21 protein-coding genes, 2 tRNA genes and 1 riboswitch are annotated in these 22,854 nt (G+C 57.0%); of the genes, 13 read left to right on the plus strand and 10 right to left on the minus strand.

From position 1 onward, the window contains the following. Nucleotides 1-2: 2 nt before the first annotated feature. Both FFS28_RS04625 and FFS28_RS04630 read right to left on the minus strand, forming a co-directional pair. Complete coding sequence (locus FFS28_RS04625) at nt 3-1,016, minus strand: GlxA family transcriptional regulator (protein ID WP_058609190.1); 1,014 nt, start codon at nt 1,014-1,016, stop codon at nt 3-5. Further along, complete coding sequence (locus tag FFS28_RS04630) at nt 1,016-1,480, minus strand: MarR family winged helix-turn-helix transcriptional regulator (protein ID WP_058609191.1); 465 nt, start codon at nt 1,478-1,480, stop codon at nt 1,016-1,018. Before FFS28_RS04630 ends, FFS28_RS04625 begins: the two co-directional genes overlap by 1 nt. A 130-nt stretch (nt 1,481-1,610) precedes the next feature. On the opposite strand from FFS28_RS04630, the gene FFS28_RS04635 reads away from it, so the two are divergent. Together FFS28_RS04635 and FFS28_RS04640 are read left to right on the plus strand one after the other, a co-directional pair. Then, nucleotides 1,611-3,065 carry a UbiD family decarboxylase gene (locus tag FFS28_RS04635; RefSeq protein ID WP_006174583.1) on the plus strand — a complete coding sequence of 485 codons (1,455 nt, stop codon included), beginning with the start codon at nt 1,611-1,613 and terminating at the stop codon, nt 3,063-3,065. A 142-nt stretch (nt 3,066-3,207) separates the two neighbouring features. Beyond that, a riboswitch (M-box (ykoK) riboswitch) is annotated at nt 3,208-3,377 on the plus strand. 60 nt (nt 3,378-3,437) lie between these two features. Further along, nucleotides 3,438-4,439 carry a magnesium transporter gene (locus tag FFS28_RS04640; RefSeq protein ID WP_088207538.1) on the plus strand — a complete coding sequence of 334 codons (1,002 nt, stop codon included), beginning with the start codon at nt 3,438-3,440 and terminating at the stop codon, nt 4,437-4,439. 52 nt (nt 4,440-4,491) lie between these two features. Here FFS28_RS04640 and FFS28_RS04645 read toward each other — a convergent pair whose 3' ends face one another. Next, complete coding sequence (locus FFS28_RS04645; RefSeq protein ID WP_137848921.1) at nt 4,492-5,883, minus strand: APC family permease; 1,392 nt, start codon at nt 5,881-5,883, stop codon at nt 4,492-4,494. Between the two features lie 359 nt (nt 5,884-6,242). After that, complete coding sequence (locus tag FFS28_RS04650) at nt 6,243-7,661, minus strand: glutamine synthetase family protein (RefSeq protein WP_137848922.1); 1,419 nt, start codon at nt 7,659-7,661, stop codon at nt 6,243-6,245. Nucleotides 7,662-7,885: 224 nt separating this feature from the next. Between FFS28_RS04650 and puuD the strand changes: the two genes are divergently transcribed. The 5 genes from puuD (at nt 7,886) to puuE (ending at nt 13,456) form a co-directional block, all read left to right on the plus strand. Next, entirely contained in the window at nt 7,886-8,638 is a 753-nt protein-coding gene (gene puuD, locus FFS28_RS04655) for a gamma-glutamyl-gamma-aminobutyrate hydrolase (protein ID WP_161975893.1), read from the plus strand. A gap of 25 nt (nt 8,639-8,663) precedes the next feature. Further along, a complete protein-coding gene (puuR, locus tag FFS28_RS04660; protein WP_006174575.1) occupies nt 8,664-9,221 on the plus strand; it encodes an HTH-type transcriptional regulator PuuR in 558 nt (185 codons plus the stop codon). A gap of 159 nt (nt 9,222-9,380) precedes the next feature. After that, the gene (puuC, locus tag FFS28_RS04665) at nt 9,381-10,868 is read left to right on the plus strand and encodes an aldehyde dehydrogenase PuuC (protein WP_058609194.1); all 1,488 of its coding nucleotides are present in this window, start codon (nt 9,381-9,383) and stop codon (nt 10,866-10,868) included. Between the two features lie 2 nt (nt 10,869-10,870). Continuing rightward, nucleotides 10,871-12,151 carry an NAD(P)/FAD-dependent oxidoreductase gene (locus FFS28_RS04670; RefSeq protein ID WP_137848923.1) on the plus strand — a complete coding sequence of 427 codons (1,281 nt, stop codon included), beginning with the start codon at nt 10,871-10,873 and terminating at the stop codon, nt 12,149-12,151. A 39-nt stretch (nt 12,152-12,190) separates the two neighbouring features. Further along, nucleotides 12,191-13,456: a 4-aminobutyrate transaminase gene (gene puuE / locus FFS28_RS04675; RefSeq protein WP_137848924.1), complete on the plus strand. Its 1,266-nt coding sequence runs from the start codon at nt 12,191-12,193 to the stop codon at nt 13,454-13,456. A 57-nt stretch (nt 13,457-13,513) separates the two neighbouring features. On the opposite strand, the gene FFS28_RS04680 is transcribed toward puuE, so the two are convergent. From FFS28_RS04680 to FFS28_RS04690, 3 genes are all read right to left on the minus strand, one after another. Then, a tRNA-Ser gene (locus tag FFS28_RS04680) sits at nt 13,514-13,601 on the minus strand. Nucleotides 13,602-13,722: 121 nt separating this feature from the next. Then, a tRNA-Ser gene (locus FFS28_RS04685) sits at nt 13,723-13,810 on the minus strand. A 145-nt stretch (nt 13,811-13,955) separates the two neighbouring features. Continuing rightward, complete coding sequence (locus tag FFS28_RS04690) at nt 13,956-15,584, minus strand: ABC transporter substrate-binding protein (RefSeq protein ID WP_137848925.1); 1,629 nt, start codon at nt 15,582-15,584, stop codon at nt 13,956-13,958. 269 nt (nt 15,585-15,853) lie between these two features. On the opposite strand from FFS28_RS04690, the gene yccA reads away from it, so the two are divergent. Both yccA and tusE read left to right on the plus strand, forming a co-directional pair. Further along, a complete protein-coding gene (gene yccA / locus FFS28_RS04695) occupies nt 15,854-16,513 on the plus strand; it encodes an FtsH protease modulator YccA (RefSeq protein ID WP_042319476.1) in 660 nt (219 codons plus the stop codon). Nucleotides 16,514-16,600: 87 nt separating this feature from the next. Next, entirely contained in the window at nt 16,601-16,930 is a 330-nt protein-coding gene (tusE, locus tag FFS28_RS04700; protein WP_137848926.1) for a sulfurtransferase TusE, read from the plus strand. Here the strand turns inward: tusE and yccX are convergent. Continuing rightward, a complete protein-coding gene (gene yccX / locus FFS28_RS04705; RefSeq protein ID WP_088207543.1) occupies nt 16,927-17,208 on the minus strand; it encodes an acylphosphatase in 282 nt (93 codons plus the stop codon). The two genes, tusE and yccX, sit on opposite strands and share 4 nt — an antisense overlap. Before the next feature lie 93 nt (nt 17,209-17,301). Between yccX and rlmI the strand changes: the two genes are divergently transcribed. Both rlmI and hspQ read left to right on the plus strand, forming a co-directional pair. After that, nucleotides 17,302-18,492: a 23S rRNA (cytosine(1962)-C(5))-methyltransferase RlmI gene (rlmI, locus tag FFS28_RS04710; protein WP_042319473.1), complete on the plus strand. Its 1,191-nt coding sequence runs from the start codon at nt 17,302-17,304 to the stop codon at nt 18,490-18,492. Between the two features lie 60 nt (nt 18,493-18,552). Then, on the plus strand, nt 18,553-18,870 hold the full coding sequence (hspQ, locus tag FFS28_RS04715) for a heat shock protein HspQ (RefSeq protein WP_006174557.1): 318 nt from the start codon (nt 18,553-18,555) through the stop codon (nt 18,868-18,870). A gap of 37 nt (nt 18,871-18,907) precedes the next feature. Here the strand turns inward: hspQ and FFS28_RS04720 are convergent, their stop codons facing one another. Next, nucleotides 18,908-19,321, minus strand: coding sequence for a CoA-binding protein (locus FFS28_RS04720; RefSeq protein ID WP_042319470.1), 414 nt, complete (start codon nt 19,319-19,321; stop codon nt 18,908-18,910). Between the two features lie 170 nt (nt 19,322-19,491). On the opposite strand from FFS28_RS04720, the gene csgI reads away from it, so the two are divergent. Both csgI and mgsA read left to right on the plus strand, forming a co-directional pair. Then, nucleotides 19,492-20,154, plus strand: a complete 663-nt coding sequence (gene csgI / locus FFS28_RS04725; RefSeq protein ID WP_102891129.1) for a curli synthesis inhibitor — start codon at nt 19,492-19,494, stop codon at nt 20,152-20,154. 80 nt (nt 20,155-20,234) lie between these two features. Next, a complete protein-coding gene (mgsA, locus tag FFS28_RS04730) occupies nt 20,235-20,693 on the plus strand; it encodes a methylglyoxal synthase (RefSeq protein WP_042319468.1) in 459 nt (152 codons plus the stop codon). A gap of 84 nt (nt 20,694-20,777) precedes the next feature. Here mgsA and helD read toward each other — a convergent pair whose 3' ends face one another. Next, on the minus strand, nt 20,778-22,832 hold the full coding sequence (gene helD / locus FFS28_RS04735; protein WP_137848927.1) for a DNA helicase IV: 2,055 nt from the start codon (nt 22,830-22,832) through the stop codon (nt 20,778-20,780). Nucleotides 22,833-22,854 lie beyond the last annotated feature (22 nt).

Consider the following 22,854-nt stretch of genomic DNA (forward strand, 5'->3'; position numbering starts at 1 on the left):
CGTTATTCCCTCACCAGTTTCTCAACTTCCCGACGCCGTTTGCGAAACGAGCTGGGCGTTTCGCCGTACTGCTTGCGAAACCACGCGATCAGATGCGAGGCGTCCGAAAAGCCGGTGGCGGCAGCGATGGCCGTAATGCTGTTGCTTGAGTCTGCCATCAGCTTACGGGCCTGCTCAAGGCGCAGGGTGCGCCAGTAAACCGCTGCGGAATGGCCGGTGCACTTGGTAAAAATCAAATTGAGCTGGCGGAAGGTGACGCCCGCAAACGTCGCTACGTCGCTCAGCGGGATCGGTGAATCAAGATGATGTTTCATAAAGCCGATCACCTTGCTCACCAGTTCGTTTTCATACACGTCCGGGGCGTTGAGCGGGGCTTTCTGCTTCGCCTTACCGGCGGGTTGACTGGCGTCGTCCACCAGCAGATATTTCAATACCTTCTGGGAGCGAACCAGCCCGCAGTGCTGGCGGATAAGATCGGCCGCCAGATCGATCGCCGTGCCGCCGGGACAGGAGATAATGCCGCCGTCCTTGATGTAGGTTTTGTCGATGACCGGAATCGCCCTGGGGAAACGCATGCGGAACTCGTCGCGGGTGGTGAAGTGGATCGCGCAGTGACGCCCGTCCAGCAGCCCGGCGTTACCCGCCACAAATGCCCCGCTGCACAGGGTGATTATCGGGATATTCCTCGCGTGCAACTCGCGCAGCGCCTGCAGGAGCCAGGGCGGCGGGTTGCGCGTCTCCTCAAGCAGCCCGCCCGCCACCACAAAGTAGTCCCACGCTTTACTGAAATCGAGCGTCGCCGTCGGGGAGACCGGCAGCCCGCAGCTGGCCGTGACCGGCTGGTTATCGCAGGTCATCCACTCCCAGCGGCAGAATATCTGGCGACTGGAGAAGGATTCATCTGCCGCAAAGCGCAAAGACTCCACCAGCCCGGCAACGGATGCCAGGGTGAACTGGGGCATCAGCAAAAAACCGATGGTCAAATCCGGCTTCGGTCCGGCGTGGAGTAAGGACATTAGGTTGGCTCCTGCAATCCGCCCAGCTTGCTCAGCAAGCGCTTGAGATCGGCGATGTCCTGCGCGTCCAGCCCCGCTGCGATAGTTTTTTCGGCATTTTTCGCCTGCTCAATCATCCGGGCGAGCATCGCTTCGCCGTCGGCGGTCATCGTGACCCGCTTGCGGCGACGATTGGCAGGGTCGGTCTGCACGTTGAGCAGTCCGCTTTTGGTCATGCGATCGATGACATAGGTTCCGGTGGCTTTATCAAACCCCGCCCGGTTGCCCAACGTTTGCTGGTCGCAGACGGTTTCTTCGGCCAGCACCACCAGTATGGCGTATTGCACCGCAGAGAGCCCGGTATCAACGCACTTTGACCAGCACGTCGAGGAGTACTGCCCTGCCCGACGCATCAGATGCATTAACGAACTGTCACCGTGTGGCCATAGCGGCGCGGCAAGAATGAGATCGGGCTTTTCTGACATCGGCTCTCTTGACTCCTGATAACGACAAACATATAGTTCGAACACAAACAGTTTGAACTTAAACTATAAACCTGAACGGACTTTATCGCATTCTACAGGATGTTTCCATGCCAGGCCTGAGGAGTGCCGCATGAAATATTATGATGATTTAAGAAGTTTTATCACTGCGCTGGATGAGATGGGCGACATTGCGCACGTTACTCGTGAAGTTGATTGCGATTATGAACCGAGCGCGATAACCCGCCGCAGCTACGAAACTCAGTCTCCTGCCCCGCTGTTCCACAACGTTGCGGGAGTGGCCCCGGGCTTTCGCCTGTTTGGTGCCCCGGCGAGCCTCTCCTCCCGCGCCGACATGCCCTACGCCCGGGTTGCCATGTCGTTAGGGCTGGCCCCCAACGCCAGCGGACCCGAGATTATCGAAGCCCTGTCGGCAGCGCGCAGCCAGCCCGGTATCCCGCCCGTGCGCGTGGGATCCGCCGACGCCCCCTGCCAGCAGAATATTTTACGCGGTGACGAGGCCACGCTGGACCGCTTCCCAATCCCCTTTGCGCATGATAAAGACGGCGGTCGCTATGCCAACACCTGGGGCACGCTGATCGTCAAAACGCCAGACGGCAAATGGGTCAACTGGTCGATTGCCCGGGTGATGAAGGTTGACGGTAAGCGCATGGTAGGGCTGATCGTGCCAAGCCAGCATATCGGGCAAATCTGGACCGAATGGGTCAAACGGGGGCAGCCTATGCCCTATGCGCTGGTTCAGGGTCCCGCCCCTGCCATCTCCTGCGTCTCCGGGATCCCCATTCCGGCCCACGCCGATGAGGCTGACTACATCGGCACGCTGGCAGGTGCGCCGGTCCCGGTGGTCAGGGCCGTGAGTATCGATCTGGACGTGCCGGCTACCGCGGAAATTGTCATTGAAGGGCACGTCTCCATCGAGCGCGACTGCCAGGAAGGCCCGTACGGGGAGTACGGCGGTTATCTCGGAGAAGGCTCTTCGGCGCAGCCCACCTTCCACGTCGACACCATTACCCACCGCGATGACCCGATCTGGCCGATGTCGATCACCGGACGGCCAACCGATGAGTCTCATACCCTGTGGGCCATGGGGCTGGCTGCCGATGCGTTAACCCATCTGCGCGACGCGAACCTGCCCGTCAAAACTGCCTGGATCCCGGAGGATTCAACCGTGCACTGGCTGCTGGTAGTGATGCCGCAAAACTGGCGGGAACGTCTGCCGGGCATGACCAGCGATGCGCTGTCACAGCGTATCGGTGAGGTGCTGTTTAGTACCGACGCGATGGTCTTTATCCCGAAAGTGTACGTGGTGGATGACGATTTCGACCCCACCAATCTGCGCGAGGTGGTGTGGGTGCTGTCGACCCGCGTGCATCCTGTTGGCCGCCGCGCGGTGTTTCACGATCGGCGGGTGATTCGCCTGCCCCAGTGCTACGACGAAGAGGAGTACGTCGCGGGCAAAGGGCCGAAAGTGGTCTTTGATACCCTGCAAACCACTCGCCATCTGCATGCCTCTTTTGACCAGGGTTATCCTGCGGAAATTCGCCAGCGCGTACTGGATAACGAATAAGTGAACAATCAACGCCTCTACGGAGGCGTTATTAAACCGCACATCAATCATCTTAAAAAATATATTCTTTTAAACGCTTCATAAACGTCATTTAAATTCCACAGCACGCCGTTAAAAAATGCGTATTATTCCCCTCGATTTACAACGATCTCGTTATGGCGAGGCTCCTGTACAAATACACGTTATCGCTCTGGTGGGTTCGAGAGAACCGGCACAGGGTAAAACAGGCACTGTCGAATCAAGGCTTTGTCAGTATAACTTCCCTTGCGGGATACGGTGTACAGTGCTGAACCCAGGACGTGGGGATCTCTTCTTCGACATGCCCTGTCTTGCTCGCCCCTGAGAGATTTTATTATTCAAAGGGAATTCACTATGTCTTACGCTATTCACAATCACTCTCTGGCATTCAATGACAGCGCCGTTGCGCAATATATGAATACCGACTTTATTGTTCTCGATATTTCATTAAGCGTGGCGCTGGCACGCGCGCATTTTTTCGAAAAATTAAAAGACGATGATATTCCGTCGCATATTTTTATCGAAGACAGTGGCCGCCTGGCGGGCATGGTTGCCGTGCGTAAATTATTACAGGCCGCCGATACGGAGCAGCCGGTAAAAGGGCTGATGATTTCACAGTTTGTGCAGGTTAAACCGGAAGATGAGCGCGCTGATATCGCCGGGCTGTTGGCCCACGGTAGCGCAGATGTCGTGCCCGTGGTCACCCATGGCAAACTGGTGGGCTGCCTGACCGAGCGCGAAATAGCCCATCTGCTGGAAGACGATGTCACCGAGGATGCCCAGCTTCAGGGCGCCACCCTGCCGCTGGAAAAGCCCTATCTTGAGACCAGCGCGTTCAGTCTGTGGAAGAAGCGCGCGGTCTGGCTGCTGCTGCTGTTCGTGGCGGAGGCTTACACCAGCACGGTGCTCCAGCATTTCGAAGAAGCGCTGGAGTCCGCCATCGCGCTGGCGTTCTTTATTCCGCTGCTGATCGGCACCGGCGGGAACAGCGGGACGCAGATCACCTCCACGCTGGTGCGCGCCATGGCGCTGGGGGAAGTCGGGCTGAAGGATGTCGGACGCGTGCTGCGTAAAGAGATGACCACCTCAATGATGATTGCCATCACCATGGGCATGGCGGGCTGTTTCCGCGCCTGGATGATGGGTATCGGGGTCGAGATTACGATCATCGTCAGCCTGACGCTTGTCTGCATCACCCTGTGGAGCGCGATTGTCTCCTCGGTGATCCCGATGGTGCTCAAGCGCTGCGGTATCGATCCGGCGGTGGTTTCCGCGCCGTTTATCGCCACGCTTATCGACGGAACCGGTCTGATTATCTACTTCAAAATTGCGCAGTACACGCTGGGCCTGGAGTAATGGGTGAACGGCGCGCGCCTTTTTCAACGACGGCGCGCGCCATGGGGAGCCATCAGGAATCCCAGGCCTGCTCAACCTTGGCGGCCTGATACTGCGGGGGTGGCTTACGGAAGCGTCGGGTCAGGTAGGTCAGGTACAGAATACCCACTGCGGCCCACACCAGCCCCAGCGTCAGGGACGTTGCTTCAAGGTTGATCCACAACACGCCGACCGTTGCTGCGCCGATCAGCGGCAGCAGCAGATAGTGAAAACGATCTTTCCACGTTTTGTTGTAGCCTTTGCGCCGCCAGAAGTGGTTAAACACCGACAGATTGACAAAGGTAAAGGCCACCAGCGCGCCAAAGTTGATCAGCGCCGTGGCGGTGACGAGATCAAAGAACAGCGCGGAAAGCGCAACGACGCCAACCATCACCACGTTCAAAGCAGGCGTGCGCCACTTCGGGTGGATGTAGCCAAACACGCGCTCCGGGAAGACGTTGTCGCGCCCCATGACATACAGCAGACGAGAAACGCTGGCATGCGACGCCAGCCCCGACGCCAGCGTATTAACAAACGTGGTACAGAGGAAAATCGACTGGAACAGTTTGCCGCCCACGTACAGCGCAATTTCCGGCAGCGCTGCGTCGGGATCTTTAAAGCGGCTAATGTCCGGGAAGAAGAGCTGCATAAAGAACGAGGCGATGATGAAGATCAGCCCGCCGTACAGCGCGGTCAGGAAGATCGCTTTCGGAATGACCCGCGCGGCGTTCGGCGTCTCTTCGGAGAGCGTCGTAACGGCATCAAACCCGAGGAACGAGAAGCAGACGATGGTCGCCCCGGTGATGATCGGTATCAGATGGGCGTTCTGGCTGATAAACGGCTGGAGCGACCAGACGGTCCCCACCCCCTCGCCGTTGTGCAGCCCGTGCACCACCAGCACCACGAAAACCACCATAATCGACACCTGCACCAGGACGAACAGGGTGTTGAAGTTGGCAACGAGGCTCACGCTTTTCAGGTTTGCCAGCGTCAGGATGGTGACAAAGCCAACCACCCAGATCCACTGCGGCACCTCCGGGAACATGGCGGAGAGATAAATTTTCGCCAGCAGGACGTTGATCATCGGCAGGAACAGGTAGTCGAGCAGCGACGACCAGCCGACCATAAAGCCTACGTGCGGGCCAATTGATTTTTGTGCGTAAGTGTACGCCGATCCCGCTTCCGGGAACTGGCGCACCAGCTTGCCGTAGCTGATGGCGGTGAACAGCACGCCCGCCAGGGCCAGCAGATAAGAGGCCGGCACGTGGCCGTTACTGATGCCGGAGACAATCCCGAAGGTGTCGAAAACCGTCATGGGCGTCAGGTAAGCCAGCCCCATCATCACCACCTGCCAGAGCTTTAGCGACTTGCGCAGGCGGGGTTTTTCAATGGCAGACGGGGCGTTCAGAGAGGTATTAGTCGCCATAGACCTGACCTCCCATGCTGACAGTGACGTGTCGGGACGTTAGCCTTATGACACACCTGCCTGGCAAGGGAGAAAATAATAAAAAGGGAGAGAGAACGTCGCAGCAGGACAGCGCGGTCTGGCATTCAGGGCGAAGGAGAGCGTGGCCTCCCTCACCTTGCGGATATTTGAACATCTGCATCATTTCATTTCCTCGTCACACACAGTGTCGTTAACTGAAGCCCCGTTGCCGCCTGCGCTCCTTAACGCGACACCCGGGAAATGGCTGGATCACCAGCAGATTTTTCGGCCAGGCTCCGCGCAGACCGTATGATGCTACTTATTAGACTGTCTCAACTGGCCCCTCGCGGGGCACGATATCAGGCGTTTTTCAACATCCACTCAATTTCGGTTTCTGTGATAAGACGCTCAAACTGCAGCAGTTCATCATTTTTGCAGGCGTGATAAACATGGCAGAAACGCTCGCCCAGACGTTCGCGCAGATCGTCGTTTTGCATAAACGTCCACAGCGCGTCGCTCTGGCGAATAGGGAACGGCAGCCCGTCCTGCTCAAGCCCGTTACCTTCCACTTCTTCCTGCAGCGGTAAATCATTGTCCAGCCCGTGCAGGATCCCGGCGAAAATAGCGGCCATCACCAGATACGGGTTAGCGTCCGCTCCCGCCACGCGATACTCGACGCGATGGTTATGGCGATCGCCACACGGAATGCGCAGGGCAACCGTGCGGTTGTTATGCCCCCAGGACGCCTGGGTTGGCACATACATCCCCGGCTGGAAACGACGATACGAATTGACGTTGGGTGCCAGCAGCGCCATCGATGCGGGCATCAGGTCGATCATCCCCGCCAGCACCCGCTTCAGCAGCGCGGAATCTTCCCCGTCTTTATCAGCCAGCACGTTCTCACCTTTACTGTTTTGCATGCTGATGTGGATGTGCATCCCGCTTCCCGCATGCTCTTCGTACGGCTTCGCCATAAACGTGGCGTGCATCTTATGTTTTTCCGCCATCAGACGCACGAGACGTTTTAAGGCCAGCGCATCATCGCAGGCATCTAGTACGTTTTCGGTATGGTGAAGGTTAATTTCAAACTGCCCCGGCGACGCTTCCGCCACCGCGCCATCGGCGGGGATCAGCTGGAGCTGCGCCAGCTCGTCAATGTCGTTCAGCACGTCGGCAAAGTGGTTAAGGTTGTCGACGGAATAGACCTGGCTCTGGGTATTACGCACGTCGGTACCCGGCGCGCACGGTGGCTGGAGATACCCTTCGGCGTCGCGTTTGCGATCGAGTAAATAGAACTCCAGCTCTACCGCTACCACCGGGAACAGACCGCGCTGGCGCAGCTGCTGCCAGAGTCGGTTGAGAACGTTCCGTGGCTCAACGTCAAAGGGAGCGCCATCTTCATCAATCATCGTCAGCTGAACCTGACCAATATATTCAGGGTCGGCGGCTGACGGGGTTAAGGTGCCCGGCACCGGGACGCAGGTGCAATCCGGCTCACCCAGCTCCTGCCCTAATCCAGCTTCTTCCACCACGTTACCGAGAATGTCCATGGCAAAGACCGACGCCGGGAAGTAGCAGCCTTTTTCCAGCTTGCTCAGGCCAGCAACCGGAATGCGCTTGCCGCGGAAACACCCGTTCAAATCGGTAAGCAGTACGTCGATAAACTGGGTATTCGGATAGTTTTCCAGATAGCGCTTCACCTCCTGGCTAAATGCGCTGCCCCGCCTCTCTTCCGACTGCTGCACAAAGTTCTCAACTTCTACGATATTGGTTTCCATGATTTACCACCGTTTTAGGTTTGCGTTCGCGGACTTCGACTGTCAAATATAATGTCCATACTATCGAATCTGTATGCAAACAAATTGTTTGTCAAATGTTAAATTAAGTTTGCAAATGGCAGATCCCACTGCTAGATTGAGAAAATATTGAACGAAATGGCCGTTTAATATGCGAAACCGGCCTAAATTTAGTCCACTTTGTGAGGGCGATCATGGAAAATATAATGTACAAGCCAGTTATTGGCGTGGTGATGTGTCGAAACAGGCTTAAGGGTCATGAGACCCAGACCCTGCAAGAAAAGTACCTGAATGCCATTATTCACGCAGGCGGATTACCGATTGCCCTGCCCCACGCGCTGGCCGAGCCAGAGCTGCTTTCTGTTTTACTCTCAAAGCTTGACGGCATTTACCTGCCGGGCAGCCCCAGCAACGTGCAGCCGCACCTTTATGGTGAAAACGGCGATGAGCCTGACGCCGATCCCGGGCGTGATCTTCTGAGCATGGCGCTGATCCGCGCCGCGCTCGAAAGGCGCATCCCCATTTTCGCCATCTGCCGTGGTTTACAGGAACTGGTTGTCGCCACCGAAGGGACTCTGTATCGTCGTCTTTTCGATGAGCCAGCGCTGCTTGAACATCGCGAAGATCCTGAACTGCCGGTTGAGATGCAGTACGCGCCCTCTCATGAAGTACAGGTTCAGGAAGGAGGATTACTTTCTCAGTTGATACCGGGCTGCAACACGTTTTGGGTAAACTCGCTGCACGGACAAGGAGCAAAAACGTTAGGGCCACGGCTGCGTGTGGAAGCACGTTCCACAGACGGGCTGGTGGAAGCGGTCAGCGTAAATGACCATCCTTTCGCGCTTGGCGTACAATGGCATCCCGAATGGAACAGTAGCGAATACGCCCTGTCGCGTATGTTGTTTGAGGGTTTTATCACCGCCTGTCAGAGCCACATTGCTGAAAAACAGCGGCTTTGACCACTACAGTTAAGGAAATGCAACTATGAGCGATGACGGACTGGCGCCAGGGAAACGTCTGTCTGAGATCCGCCAACAGCTGGGTCTCTCACAACGCCGTGCCGCCGAACTGTCTGGATTGACACACAGTGCCATCAGCACCATAGAGCAGGACAAAGTCAGTCCTGCCATCAGTACGCTGCAAAAGCTGCTGAAAGTCTATGGGCTGTCGCTCTCGGAATTCTTTTCTGAACCCGAAAAGCCTGATGAACCGCAGGTGGTTATCAATCAGGACGATCTTATCGAAATGGGCAGTCAGGGCGTTTCGATGAAGCTGGTTCACAACGGAAACCCGAACCGTACGCTGGCGATGATTTTTGAAACTTACCAGCCTGGAACCACAACCGGGGAGAGAATCAAACATCAGGGTGAGGAGATAGGCACCGTTCTGGAAGGTGAAATTATGTTGACCATTAACGGTCAGCACTATCACCTGGTTGCAGGGCAGAGCTATGCCATTAATACCGGCATACCGCACAGCTTCAGCAACACCTCGGCAGGGATTTGCCGAATTATCAGTGCCCACACCCCCACCACATTCTGATTTCAGACCCGCCCCGACGATAACGCCTTATTGTCGGGGCTTATAAAAAGCCCTATTGACGGTATTTAACAGGTCATCACCTGGGACGCCCTGCGGCCTTTTGACGCCTGTTATCTGCGACCGCCTTTATTTATCTGATTGCGACAGGAAGGAGTGAATATGCATTTTCAGGACCTGACCTACTGGCAGGATAAAGCGAAAAATATCCACATCGAAACGCGTTTATTTATTAACGGCGAATATTGCGATGCCGCCGATAATTCCACGTTCGACACGCTGGACCCGGCGGCGCAAAAGACGCTGGCGCAGGTGGCACGCGGCAAACAGGCCGATGTCGACCGGGCAGTTGAGGCCGCGCGTGCGGTCTTTGATCGTGGCGACTGGTCGCAGGCCTCTCCTGCTCGACGTAAAGCGGTGCTGAACAGCCTTGCAGACCTGATCGAGCGCGACCGCGAAACATTAGCGCTGCTGGAAACGCTGGATACCGGCAAGCCTGTCCGTCACAGCCTGCGGGACGATATTCCCGGTGCCGCGCGCGCCATTCGCTGGTACGCCGAAGCGGCCGATAAGGTGTATGGCGAAGTTGCGCCCACGGGGAATAACGATCTGGCCATGATCGTTCGCGAGCCGGTCGGCGTGGTGGCGGCCATTGTGCCGTGGAATTTCCCGCTGCTGCTGGCCTGCTGGAAGCTCGGCCCGGCGCTGGTGGCGGGCAACAGCGTCATCCTCAAGCCTTCTGAAAAATCGCCGCTGACGGCTATCAGGCTGGCGGCACTGGCGAAAGAGGCCGGGCTGCCGGACGGCGTGCTCAACGTGATCAGCGGTTTTGGTCACGAGGCGGGCCAGGCGCTGGCGCTGCATCCGGACGTGGAGGTGATGACCTTTACCGGCTCAACCCGCACCGGGAAACAGCTGCTGAAAGATGCGGGCGACAGCAATATGAAGCGCGTCTGGCTGGAGGCGGGTGGTAAGAGCGCCAATATCGTTTTCGCCGATTGCCCGGATCTCGACAAAGCCGTCAGCACCACCGCAGCAGGCATTTTCTACAACCAGGGACAGGTCTGCATCGCCGGTACCCGCCTGCTGCTGGAGGAGAGCATCGCTGACGCGTTTCTCAGCCGCCTGAAAGCCGAGGCGCAGAACTGGCAGCCGGGAAACCCGCTGGATCCTGATACCACCATGGGTACGCTGATTGACGCCGGTCACGCTGACGCGGTGCACGGTTTTATTCGCGACGGAATGAATAACGGCACTCTGCTGCTCGACGGGCGTAACAGCGCCTGGCCTGCCGCCGTTGGTCCCACCCTGTTTGTCGACGTCAAGCCCGAGGCGGCTATCTGCCGGGAGGAAATTTTTGGCCCGGTGCTGGTTGTTACCCGTTTTAAAACCGAAGAGGAGGCGCTGCGCCTGGCGAACGACAGCCAGTACGGCCTTGGCGCGGCGGTATGGACGCGCGATCTCTCCCGCGCCCACCGCATGAGCCGCCGTCTGAAAGCGGGATCGGTCTTTGTGAACAACTACAACGATGGCGATATGACCGTCCCCTTTGGCGGCTATAAGCAGAGCGGCAACGGGCGGGACAAGTCCCTGCACGCGCTTGAAAAATTCACCGAACTGAAAACCATCTGGATTGCCCTGGAGCCTTAATCATGACTGAACATACCACCAGCTATTACGCCGCCAGCGCCAATAAATATGAACCCTTCCCGACGCTGAGCGAATCAATCAGCTGCGACGTCTGCGTGGTCGGCGGCGGTTACACCGGCCTCTCCTCTGCCCTGCACCTTGCCGAAATGGGCTACGACGTGGTGCTGCTGGAAGGGGCGCGCATCGGCTTTGGCGCCAGCGGACGCAACGGCGGCCAGCTGGTTAACTCCTACAGCCGCGACATCGACGTTATCGAGAAAACCTACGGTTCCGATACGGCCCGCATGCTGGGCAGCATGATGTTCGAAGGCGGGGAGATTATTCGTGAGCGTATTCAGCGCTACCAGATCCAGTGCGATTATCGCCCCGGCGGCCTGTTCGTGGCGCTCAACCATAAACAGCTCGAAACACTGGAAGAGCAAAAGGAGAACTGGGAGCGTTACGGCAACACGCAGCTGGAGCTGCTTGACGCCAGCGCTATCCGCCGCGAGGTGAACAGCGAACGCTACACCGGCGCGCTGCTGGATCGCAGCGGCGGGCATATCCATCCCCTGAACTTAGCCATCGGCGAAGCGGACGCAATTCGTCTGAACGGCGGACGCGTCTACGAGCAGTCTCCGGTGACCCACATTGCGCACACCAGCCCGGCGGTGGTCTCCACGGCTAAAGGGCAAGTGACCGCGCGCTACGTTATCGTCGCCGGTAACGCCTATCTGGGCGACAAAGTAGAGCCGGACCTGGCGAAGCGCAGCATGCCCTGCGGCACGCAGGTGGTCACGACCGCTCCGCTCTCTGACGATCTTGCCCGATCGCTGCTGCCTAACAACTACTGCGTGGAAGACTGTAACTATCTGCTGGATTATTACCGCCTGACCGCCGACAACCGCCTGCTGTACGGTGGCGGTGTCGTCTATGGCGCGCGCGATCCCGAGGACGTGGAGCGTCTGGTCATGCCGAAACTGCTGAAAACCTTCCCGCAGCTTGAAGGCGTAAAAATTGACTATCGCTGGACCGGCAACTTCCTGCTGACGCTGTCGCGCATGCCGCAGTTTGGCCGCCTCGACAACAACATCTATTACATGCAGGGCTACAGCGGGCACGGGGTGACCTGTACGCACCTCGCCGGTCGGTTGATTTCAGAACTGCTGCGCGGCGACGCCGAGCGTTTTGATGCCTTTGCCAACCTGCCGCATTACCCGTTCCCCGGCGGACGCAGCCTGCGTATTCCGTTTACCGCCATGGGCGCGGCGTACTACAGCCTGCGCGACCGTCTCGGCGTGTAATTTCCTTCATCGACTGGCGTTTTAAAAAGGGTCTTTATCATGAGCAATAATGAATTTCATCAGCGTCGACTCTCTGCCACGCCGCGCGGCGTGGGCGTAATGTGCAATTTCTTTGCCCGCTCGGCCAGGAATGCCACGCTCACCGATGTGGAAGGCAATGACTATATCGACTTTGCCGCCGGGATTGCGGTGCTGAACACCGGCCATTGCCACCCTGAACTGGTAAGCGCGGTGGAAAAACAGCTCCAGCAGTTTACCCATACGGCGTATCAGATTGTGCCCTACGAGAGCTACGTCTCCTTAGCCGAGAAGCTCAACGAGCTGGCGCCGATCCCGGGCCCGGCGAAAACCGCCTTCTTCTCAACGGGGGCAGAAGCGGTGGAAAACGCGATTAAAATCGCTCGCGCCCATACCGGCCGCCCTGGTGTGATTGCCTTTGGCGGCGGCTTCCATGGCCGGACCTACATGACCATGGCGCTGACCGGTAAAGTCGCGCCCTATAAACTGGGATTTGGCCCCTTCCCCGGCTCCGTTTACCACGTTCCGTACCCTTCTGAACTGCACGGCGTGACCACCCAGGATTCCCTCACCGCGATTGAACGCCTGTTCAAGGCCGATATCGAGGCGAAACAGGTGGCAGCCATTATCTTCGAACCCGTGCAGGGTGAAGGCGGTTTTAACGTTGCGCCAGCGGAGCTGGTTGCCGCCGTTCGCCGCCTCTGTGATACCCACGGCATTGTGATGATTGCCGACGAAGTGCAGAGCGGCTTCGCCCGCACCGGCAAACTGTTCGCCATGGACCACTATGACGACAAGCCCGATATCATGACGATGGCGAAAAGCCTGGCGGGCGGCATGCCGCTTTCAGGCGTCGTCGGAAAAGCGGACATCATGGACGCTCCTGCGCCGGGCGGCCTGGGCGGTACCTATGCCGGGAACCCGCTGTCGATAGCCGCCGCGCATGCGGTGCTGAACATCATCGATAACGAGGCGCTGTGCGAACGTGCCCGGCAGTTGGGCGACAGATTGAAGTCAACGCTTGAGGAGATCAAAAGCGGCTGTCCGTCGCTTGCCGCCGTGCGTGGCGTAGGGTCGATGATTGCCGCCGAATTTTTTGACCCGACGACGCGCGAACCTTCCGCCGCCATTGCGCAGCGGATCCAGCAGAAAGCGCTCGAGAAAGGGCTGCTGCTGCTGACCTGCGGGCAGTACGGCAACGTTATCCGTTTCCTCTATCCGCTGACCATTCCGGACGCGCAGTTCAGCCAGGCGTTGGGGATCCTGCAGGAGGTCGTGCGCGACTAAGCTGGAGGTGAGAAACGAAAAAACCCTGTGATATTGCTATCACAGGGTTTTCGAATTTGGCGGAAGCGTAGAGATTCGAACTCTAGAACCCTTTCGGGTCGCCGGTTTTCAAGACCGGTGCCTTCAACCGCTCGGCCACGCTTCCAAAGTGAGGCGCACTATAAACATCTATTAGCGCGTTGTAAAGCAACATTTTTTCTATTTTTCGATTCAGGTTCAAAAAAGCAAAAAGCCCCGCGATATTGCTATCGCAGGGCTTTCAAATTTGGCGGAAGCGTAGAGATTCGAACTCTAGAACCCTTTCGGGTCGCCGGTTTTCAAGACCGGTGCCTTCAACCGCTCGGCCACGCTTCCTAAGTGAGGCGAACTATAAACACCTGCCCGCGCCCTGTAAAGCATCAGCCTTATCGTTCGCCTGAAAAATAGCCAAAATGCGTTTAATCGGTTGAATAGACGACAAATCGGCCATTTTCTCAGCACAAAATAGTCCCGCTACGGCTTAATGCTTCTTGATGTACATATCTTTGGTGTAGTAGTACCCGAGCTTATCCGGCGTAAACCCGCCGACCCACGGCTTCACCAGGTGCGTACGAACGTAGTGATAAACCGGGATGGCTGGCACGTCGCGGCTCAGCAGATCTTCCGCTTTCTGATAAAACTCACCGCGCTCCTGCGCCGTTTTGGCCTTAGCGGCGCTTATCATCGCCTGGTCATACTCTGGATTACTGTACTGGGTGGTATTCTGGCTATCGCCGGTCCGGAAGTTGTTCAGGAAGGTGGAGGCGTCGTCGTAGTCTGCAATCCACGCGTAGCGCACCGCGTCAAAGTTATGGGTGTGCATGGTATCCAGCATGGTTTTCCACTCCTGGTTTTGCAGCTTCGCCTCCACGCCGAGATTTTTCTTCCACATTGAGCTGGCGGCGATTGCGATGCGCTGATGCGATTCGGAGGTGTTATAGAGCAGATTAAAGCTGAGGGGATGATCGGCATTAAATCCGGCCTCTGCCAGCAGCTTTTTCGCCTCGGCAATGCGCTTGTCCATCGGCCAGCTGGCATAATCCGGGTTCTTTAACGTCACGCCGCCGATGTCCGGCTGGCTGATAAGCCAGGCGGGACGCTGCCCCTGCCCCAACACCTTCTCCGCAATGATCTCTTTATCCAGCGCCAGGTTCAGCGCCTTGCGCACGCGGGCATCGTTGAACGGCGGACGAGCGGTGTTGAATTCGTAGTAGTAGGTTGCAAGCTGCGGCGAAACGTCCAGCTCGCTGCCCAGCGTTTTTTTCAGCAGCGCAAACTGGTTGATCGGGACCGTATAAACGATATCGATCTCGCCCGCCTTGTAGCGGTTGACGTCCGAAGCCTCGGAGGTGATCGGCAAATAGGTGACTTTATTGATGACGGTATGGGCGTTATCCCAGTAGTGTGGGTTGCGCTCGGCGATGATGCGTTCGTTCACCACCCACTGCGACAGTTTGTACGCCCCGCTGGTGACAATGTGCTCAGGTTTAGTCCACTTCTCGCCGTAGCGTCCCACCAGCACCTTATCAATCGGCACCAGCGACGGGTGCGCCAGCATCGCCAGGAAGGCCGCGTTTGGCTGGTTTAAGGTCACCTCGAGCGTGGCATCGTCAATCGCCTTTACGCCCAGCGTCTCGGGAGACTTTTTGCCTGCGGCAATGTCGGCAGCGTTAGCAATGTGCATGCTGCCGGGATAGCTGGCGTAAGGTGACACCGTTTTTGGGTCAACCAGACGCTGCCAGCTCCAGACGACATCCTGCGCGGTGATGGCCGTACCGTCACTCCAGGTGATGCCCGGACGCAAATGGAACGTCCAGACGGTGTTGTCTTTATTGTCCCATTTTTCCGCCAGCCGCGGCTGGATCTCGCCCTTCGGAGAAACGCTTACCAGCCCGTCGAATAAATCGCTGATAATATTGAATTCGACGTCGCTTTCCACCTTATGTGGATCCAGCGACGCCGGTTCATTACCGTTGTTGCGGACCAACTCCTGCTTTTGCGCAAGCTCAGTCCCTGCCGGCACGCTGGCGGACCAGGAGGGTGCGCTCGCACCGAGAAGCGCGGCGGTGACCAAAGAGAGTGTAAAGATATTGCGTGTTTGTGGTTTCATTTCCTTCGCCTTATTGTCTGTATTCTGACGATCCCGCAATAACTCTTAGCGCCGCGGCTGTAATAACGCAATATTTTTCAGTAACCTATAAGAGCCCGATCTGGATAAAATCTTTAAAACGCCGTTCATTCTGCCAAATGCCATTTTTGTAGAATAAATAACCAGCCACGGCGCTAAGGCGCTGAGTAAAGATGGGTAAAACCATTTTGAGTCTGGCGTCCCGTTTCCTATTCTTGCCGTTAATTACATCTGTCATAAGAGAGTGACTCATGGATCGTATTGTAAGTTCTTCACGCGACCGCACATCGCTACTCAGCACGCATAAAGTGCTGCGCAACACCTATTTCATGCTCAGCCTGACGCTGGCGTTTTCCGCTATCACCGCCACGGCCAGCACCGTGCTGATGCTGCCGTCTCCGGGTCTGATCCTGACGCTGGTGGGCATGTACGGTCTGATGTTCCTGACCTACAAAACCGCTGACAAACCGGTGGGAATTTTGTCCGCGTTCGCCTTTACCGGCTTCCTGGGCTACATTCTGGGGCCGATTCTGAACGCCTATCTGTCCGCCGGTATGGGTGACGTGATCGGCATGGCGCTGGGCGGTACCGCACTGGTGTTCTTCTGCTGTTCGGCCTACGTGCTGACCACCCGGAAAGACATGTCTTTCCTCGGCGGGATGCTGATGGCGGGTATCGTGGTGGTGCTGATTGGTATGGTGGCGAACATCTTCCTGCAGCTGCCTGCCCTGCACCTGGCTATCAGCGCGGTGTTCATCCTGATTTCATCGGGCGCCATCCTGTATGAAACCAGCAACATCATTCACGGCGGTGAGACCAACTACATCCGCGCTACCGTGAGCCTGTATGTATCGCTGTACAATATCTTCGTCAGCCTTCTGAGCATCCTGGGCTTTGCAAGCCGCGATTAATCAACAGTGCTATGAACTCAGCCCCGCTTATGCGGGGCTTTGTTTTTTGGTACACTGCCGCGGTTTTTGACTGACGTGTGAAAGGCTATGTTGAACTTTGAAGGTAAAGAGATCGAAACCGATAACGACGGTTATCTCAAAGAGAGCGGTCAGTGGAGCGAAGCGCTGGCGGAAGTGATTGCCGAAAAAGAAGGCATTACCCTCTCCCCCGAGCACTGGGAAGTGGTGCGCTTCGTTCGCGAGTTTTATCTCGAATTTAACACCTCACCCGCAATCCGTATGCTGGTGAAGGCGATGGCGAACGCATTTGGCGAAGAGAAAGGCAACAGCCGTTATCTGTACCGTCTGTTCCCGAAAGGCCCGGCCAAGCAGGCGACCAAAATTGCCGGCCTGCCAAAACCGGTGAAGTGTATTTAATAGCGAATACCGAAGTCAGCGTATTCCCGGTCGGGTTGATGCGGTTGCGTTAAGACTTTATCAACCCGGGCGCTGCGCGGCCCGCCCGCCTTCAGCCAGGCTATCAGGGTTTCCACCCGCTCCGCCTCGCCACAGGCTAAAACCTCCACGCTGCCGTCATCCAGATTGCGCGCATAGCCCGTCAGCCCAAGCTGGAGTGCTTCGCGCTGGGTGCTGTAACGAAACCCGACGCCCTGAACCATGCCGTGAACCCACGCGATTGTGCAGACTTTTGACATCTTCCTTCTCCTTATCCGTCTGGCGCGTTGCTTTTCCTCACTGAACTCGGGAAAATGGCGGCCATTTCATTGGAATCGACAGAATAGCAAATTATGAGTGTACGTTTAGTGTTAGCCAAAGGGCGCGAGAAGTCATTACTGCGCCGTCATCCCTGGGTCTTCTCCGGCGCGGTTGCCCGCATGGAAGGCAAAGCCAGCCTCGGTGAGACCATTGATATCGTTGACCATCAGGGGAAATGGTTAGCGCGCGGCGCATACTCGCCTGCGTCTCAGATCCGCGCTCGCGTGTGGACCTTCGATAAAGATGAAACCATCGACATCGATTTCTTTGTTCGTCGCCTGCAGCAGGCGCACCAGTGGCGCGAGTGGCTGGCACAGCGTGACGGGCTGGACAGCTATCGTCTGATTGCCGGTGAATCCGATGGCCTGCCGGGCGTGACCATTGACCGCTTCGGCAACTTCCTGGTGCTGCAGCTGCTGAGCGCAGGTGCGGAATATCAGCGTGCCGCGCTGATCAGCGCCTTACAGTCTCAGTTCCCGGAATGTGCCATTTACGACCGCAGCGACGTGGCGGTGCGTAAAAAAGAGGGCATGGAGCTGACGCAAGGCCCGGTCACCGGCGAACTGCCACCTGCCCTGCTGCCTATCGAAGAGCACGGCATGAAGCTGCTGGTGGACATCCAGGGCGGGCATAAAACCGGTTATTACCTCGACCAGCGCGACAGCCGTCTGGCGACGCGCCAGTACGTTGCCAACAAACGCGTCCTGAACTGCTTCTCCTACACCGGCGGGTTTGCCGTCTCTGCGCTGATGGGCGGCTGTGCTCAGGTGGTGAGCGTGGATACGTCTCAGGAAGCGCTGGACGTAGCAAAGCAAAACGTCGAGCTGAACAAGCTGGACCTGAGCAAAGCCGAGTTCGTGCGTGACGACGTCTTTAAGCTACTGCGCAAATACCGCGATCAGGGCGAAAAATTCGACGTCATCGTGATGGACCCGCCGAAATTCGTGGAGAACAAAAGCCAGCTGATGGGCGCGTGCCGTGGGTATAAAGACATCAACATGCTTGCCATTCAACTGCTGAATCCTGGCGGCGTGCTGCTGACCTTCTCCTGCTCGGGGCTGATGACCACCGATTTATTTCAGAAAATCATCGCGGATGCCGCAATAGATGCGGGTCGTGATGTACAATTTATAGAGCAGTTCCGTCAGGCAGCAGACCATCCTGTGATCGCTACCTACCCGGAAGGGCTGTATCTGAAAGGGTTTGCCTGTCGCGTCATGTAACTTGAAAAGAGAAATATTGCCCGCACATAGAGTGTAAGTAATGTTTCCCGGGAGGTGACTATGATTGCCAGCAAATTCGGTATCGGCCAGCAGGTCCGCCACACCTTGCTAGGGTATTTGGGTGTGGTCGTGGATATCGACCCGGAGTATTCCCTTGATGAACCGTCGGCAGATGAGCTGGCGGTCAACGCAGAGCTTCGCGCCGCGCCCTGGTATCATGTGGTAATGGAAGATGATGACGGTCAGGCCGTTCACACCTATCTTGCCGAAGCGCAGCTGAGCGGCGAACAGCGGGATGAGCATCCGGAACAACCTACCATGGATGAGCTAGCGCAAACCATCCGCAAACAGTTACAGGCTCCAAGGCTGCGTAACTAACGCTGTAAAAAAGCCCGATAACCGGGCTTTTTTTATATTACTTTGTCAGCCCCAGTCGGGGAATTTCAATTGCCGGGCATCTGTCCATCACCACTGCCAGCCCCGCCTCGCGCGCCAGCACCGCAGCCTGTTCATTGATCACACCCAGCTGCATCCACAGCGTTTTTGCCCCGATGGCGATTGCCTCCTGCGCTACACCCCATGCCGCCTCAGAGTTGCGGAAGACATCAACCATATCCACTTTCTCCGGCACGTCGGCGAGCGACGCGTAACCCTGCTGGCCCAGCAAGGTTTTACCGGCGACCTTAGGCGAAACCGGAATAACGTGATAGCCCTGATCCAGCAGGTATTTCATCACCCGATAGCTGGGACGGTCGGGTTTATCGCTCGCCCCCACCAGCGCGATGGTGCGTGTCGATGTCAGGATCTCGGCAATATCGTTCTCTTTCATCTTCTTTCTCCAGGCTTTTTTTAAAGTGTACGCCATCGCGGACATCCCAACCATCCATCCCATACCGATGTATGAGGGCAAAACGGCGGAATATGTCTATATGTTAGTAAACGTGATTATCGAAAAATTTAGATACATTATTGCGGCATGCGTTTTGACAGGAGCGCTCTATGAAAACCGGCATTGTCTCTGCTGTGATTGCGTTAGTGATGCCGGTTTGCGTTTTCGCAACCACGCTGCGGCTCTCTACGGATATCGATTTGCTGGTGCTGGACGGGAAAAAGGTGTCCAGTTCGCTCCTGCGGGGTGCTGACAGCATCGAACTGGATAACGGGCCGCATCAGGTGGTGTTCCGGGTCGAAAAAACAGTTCGCCTTTCTAATCACGAACAGCGTATGTACATCTCCCCGCCGCTGATTATCAGCTTTAACACCCAGCGCGTGAGCCAGGTTAACTTTCATCTGCCGCGCCTGGAAACCGAAAAAGAGTCTGTCGCATTTGATTCCGCGCCGCGCATAGAACTGCTGGATGGGGATGCCATGCCCATCCCGGTGAAGCTGGACATTCTGGCGATAACCGCAACCGCGAAGGGAGCCAACTACGAGGCGGATACCGAGATCTACAATAAAGCCGGTAAACCCGCGTCGCTGCCCCAGTTTGCAACGATGATGGCGGACGACAGTACCTTGCTGTCCGGCGTCTCTGAGCTGGATGTCATTCCGCCTCAGTCCCAGACGCTCACCGAGCAGCGCCTGAAGTTCTGGTTCCAGCAGGCCGACCCGGACACGCGGGCCCGTTTTCTGCAATGGGTGAAGCAACAACCTTCGTCATAAGCCACATTTTTTTGCCCTTTCTCTTGCAGCATCAGGCGGTTCCCGTCATCGTGTAGTCAGATAACCTCACGGATAAGATTATGGAACTGACAACACGCACGCTGCCTTCACGTAAACACATTGCACTGGTGGCACACGATCACTGCAAAGACATGCTGCTTAACTGGGTGCGCCGCCATCAGCCACTGCTGGCCAGTCACGCCCTTTCCGCCACGGGAACGACCGGGAACCTGATCCACCGGGCAACGGGGTTAGAGGTCAACGCCATGATGAGCGGCCCGATGGGCGGCGATCAGCAGGTGGGCGCGCAGATCGCCGAGGGGAAAATTGACGTGCTGATTTTCTTCTGGGACCCGCTCAACGCGGTTCCCCACGATCCGGATGTGAAAGCGCTGCTGCGCCTGGCAACGGTGTGGAACATCCCGGTGGCGACCAACGTGTCGACGGCGGATTTTATTATTGAGTCACCGCAGTTCAGCGCGCCGGTTGAGATCCTGATCCCGGATTACCCGCGCTATCTGGCTGAAAGACTGAAGTAGCCTGTTTGCCCGGCGGCGCTACGCTTGCGCGGGCCTGCGGATTTTGCCAGCCGGGTCAGGCGAAGCCGCCACCCGGCAACTTTGCTACGGCTTCTTCGCCACCGGGACGTCGATCTCCTTCAAAATCTCCACAAAGCCTGAAGGCTCCTCTTTATTAAACAGCAGCCACACCCGATGACGCGCGCGGGTTAACGCCACGTACAGCAGGCGTCGCTCCTCGGCATCCGGAAAATCTTCCGGCACCGGCAGCAGGGCCTGCTCGATCACCGACTCGCGCGCCGGCGCCGGGAACCCATCACTCCCCTCTTTCAGCCCAACCACAATCACATAGTCAGCCTGCTGGCCTTTGCTGGCATGAATGGTCATAAATTCGAGCTGAAGCTTCGGCCAGCGGGTAGCCGCCTTTTCCAGCGCCGCCGGTTTAAGATGGTGATAGCGCGCCAGCACCAGAATGCGCTCTTCGGGTTTGGCGTAGCCGCTAAGTTTATCCAGCAGCGGCTCCAGTTGTTCGTCCGCCAGCAGGGTGACCGCTTTTTTATCGCCGGTCGTCAGGCTATTGAGCGGCTTCGCCAGCTGATGCGGGTTTTGCTGAATAAAGCGGTTGGCAATTTCACCAATACGCGAGTTAAAACGGTAGGTGGTATCCAGATCGCTGCGATCGCCCTCGCCAAAATAGTGGTGGAAGGCGGTGGTGAGCGCGAGTTGTGCCCCACTAAATCGGTAGATTGCCTGCCAGTCATCGCCGACGGCAAACAGGGAGGTATGTTTGTTTTGCGCCCGTAGCGCTGAAAGCAGTGCGGCGCGCTGCGGGGAGATATCCTGGAACTCATCTACGAGGATATGCTTCCACGGGCTGACAAAGCGCCCTTTTTCCAGAATGATGATCGCCTGATGGATAAGCCCGGAGAAATCGACGGCATTTTCTTCCTTCAGCGCGGTTTTCCATGCTTTCAGCATCGGCGCCATCAGCTTGATTCGCTTCGAAAATACGGCGCGGATCGCCTCCGGTGCGTTTTCAATCATCTCAGCCTGAGAGCCACCGTGCATGCGCATCAGGCTCACCCAGCGATCGAGACGCGAGCCAAGACGGCGTGCCAGTTTGTCATCCTGCCAGAAATTGCCTTCCGGCACCTCCCAGTTCAGCTCGTCTTCCAGCCACTGACGCCACCCTTTTGCCTGAGCTTTTTTCTCGCTGCACTGCTGCTGCCACGTCTTCACAAACAGTGCCTGACGGGCCTGAGCGTCATTTTCCAGCTTGCTGACGACAGGCACTTTTTTACTGCCCTGCTGAATAATATGCAGCGCCAGCGAATGGAAGGTTCGCGCCGCGATATCCTGAGTATGCAAACGCGACTGAATGCGCTCATCCATCTCCTGCGCGGCCTTGCGGCCAAATGCCAGAAGTAAAATTTGGTCCGCTACCGCCTCGCCAGTTGTCAGCAGCCAGCCTGCCCGCGCCACCAGCACGGAAGTTTTACCGCTCCCGGCCCCCGCCAGTACCAGCAGCGACGATTCCCCGTTCACCACGGCGCGCGCCTGGGCAGGGTTAAGCGGCGATGATTCCACGGTGCTGAAGAAATCGGCATATTGCGTGAGCATGGCATCGGTCCAGGCCTGATTATGCGCCAGACGACGCTTATCGATATCATTCAGCCAGGCCTGACAGGTGCGCCATGCTTCACGGCAATTTTCAAACTCATCAAGGCGCGATGCGGGAAGCGGCAGCGCGGTTAGGGCGTGCTTTATCTTTTGCTGCAACCCGGCGGTTTGCTGGCGCGTTAGCCATTTTTGCTGCTCGTTGCTGTGGGCGATGTTATCCAGCACCTGCTGCAACACCTGGGCGGCAATGACGCTCATGTCCTCGCTCCACTGCTGCCAGAGCGTACTGAGATGGTGATGGAAGCGCTGCGTTTGCGTCCACTCCGTCCCGTGGAGGCGCACAACTTTATCGTCCGGCAGCACAAACTCCAGCTCCCCCCATACCAGCCCGCGCTTGCAATGGATTGCCAGAAGTTGGTTAAACGGAATGAGGTATTCATGGCGCTCCCCGGAGACCTTCACTCCCGCATTGAGGAGGACAACCTTGTCATAAGGGTGCTGCGCCAGGCGTTTGCCCATTGAAGTTGCTTTCAGTTCCATATCCAGCCGGATCCACGAGTGA

The organism is Enterobacter sp. 2VL (assembly GCF_005503595.1).
Lineage (GTDB): Bacteria > Pseudomonadota > Gammaproteobacteria > Enterobacterales > Enterobacteriaceae > Enterobacter > Enterobacter cancerogenus.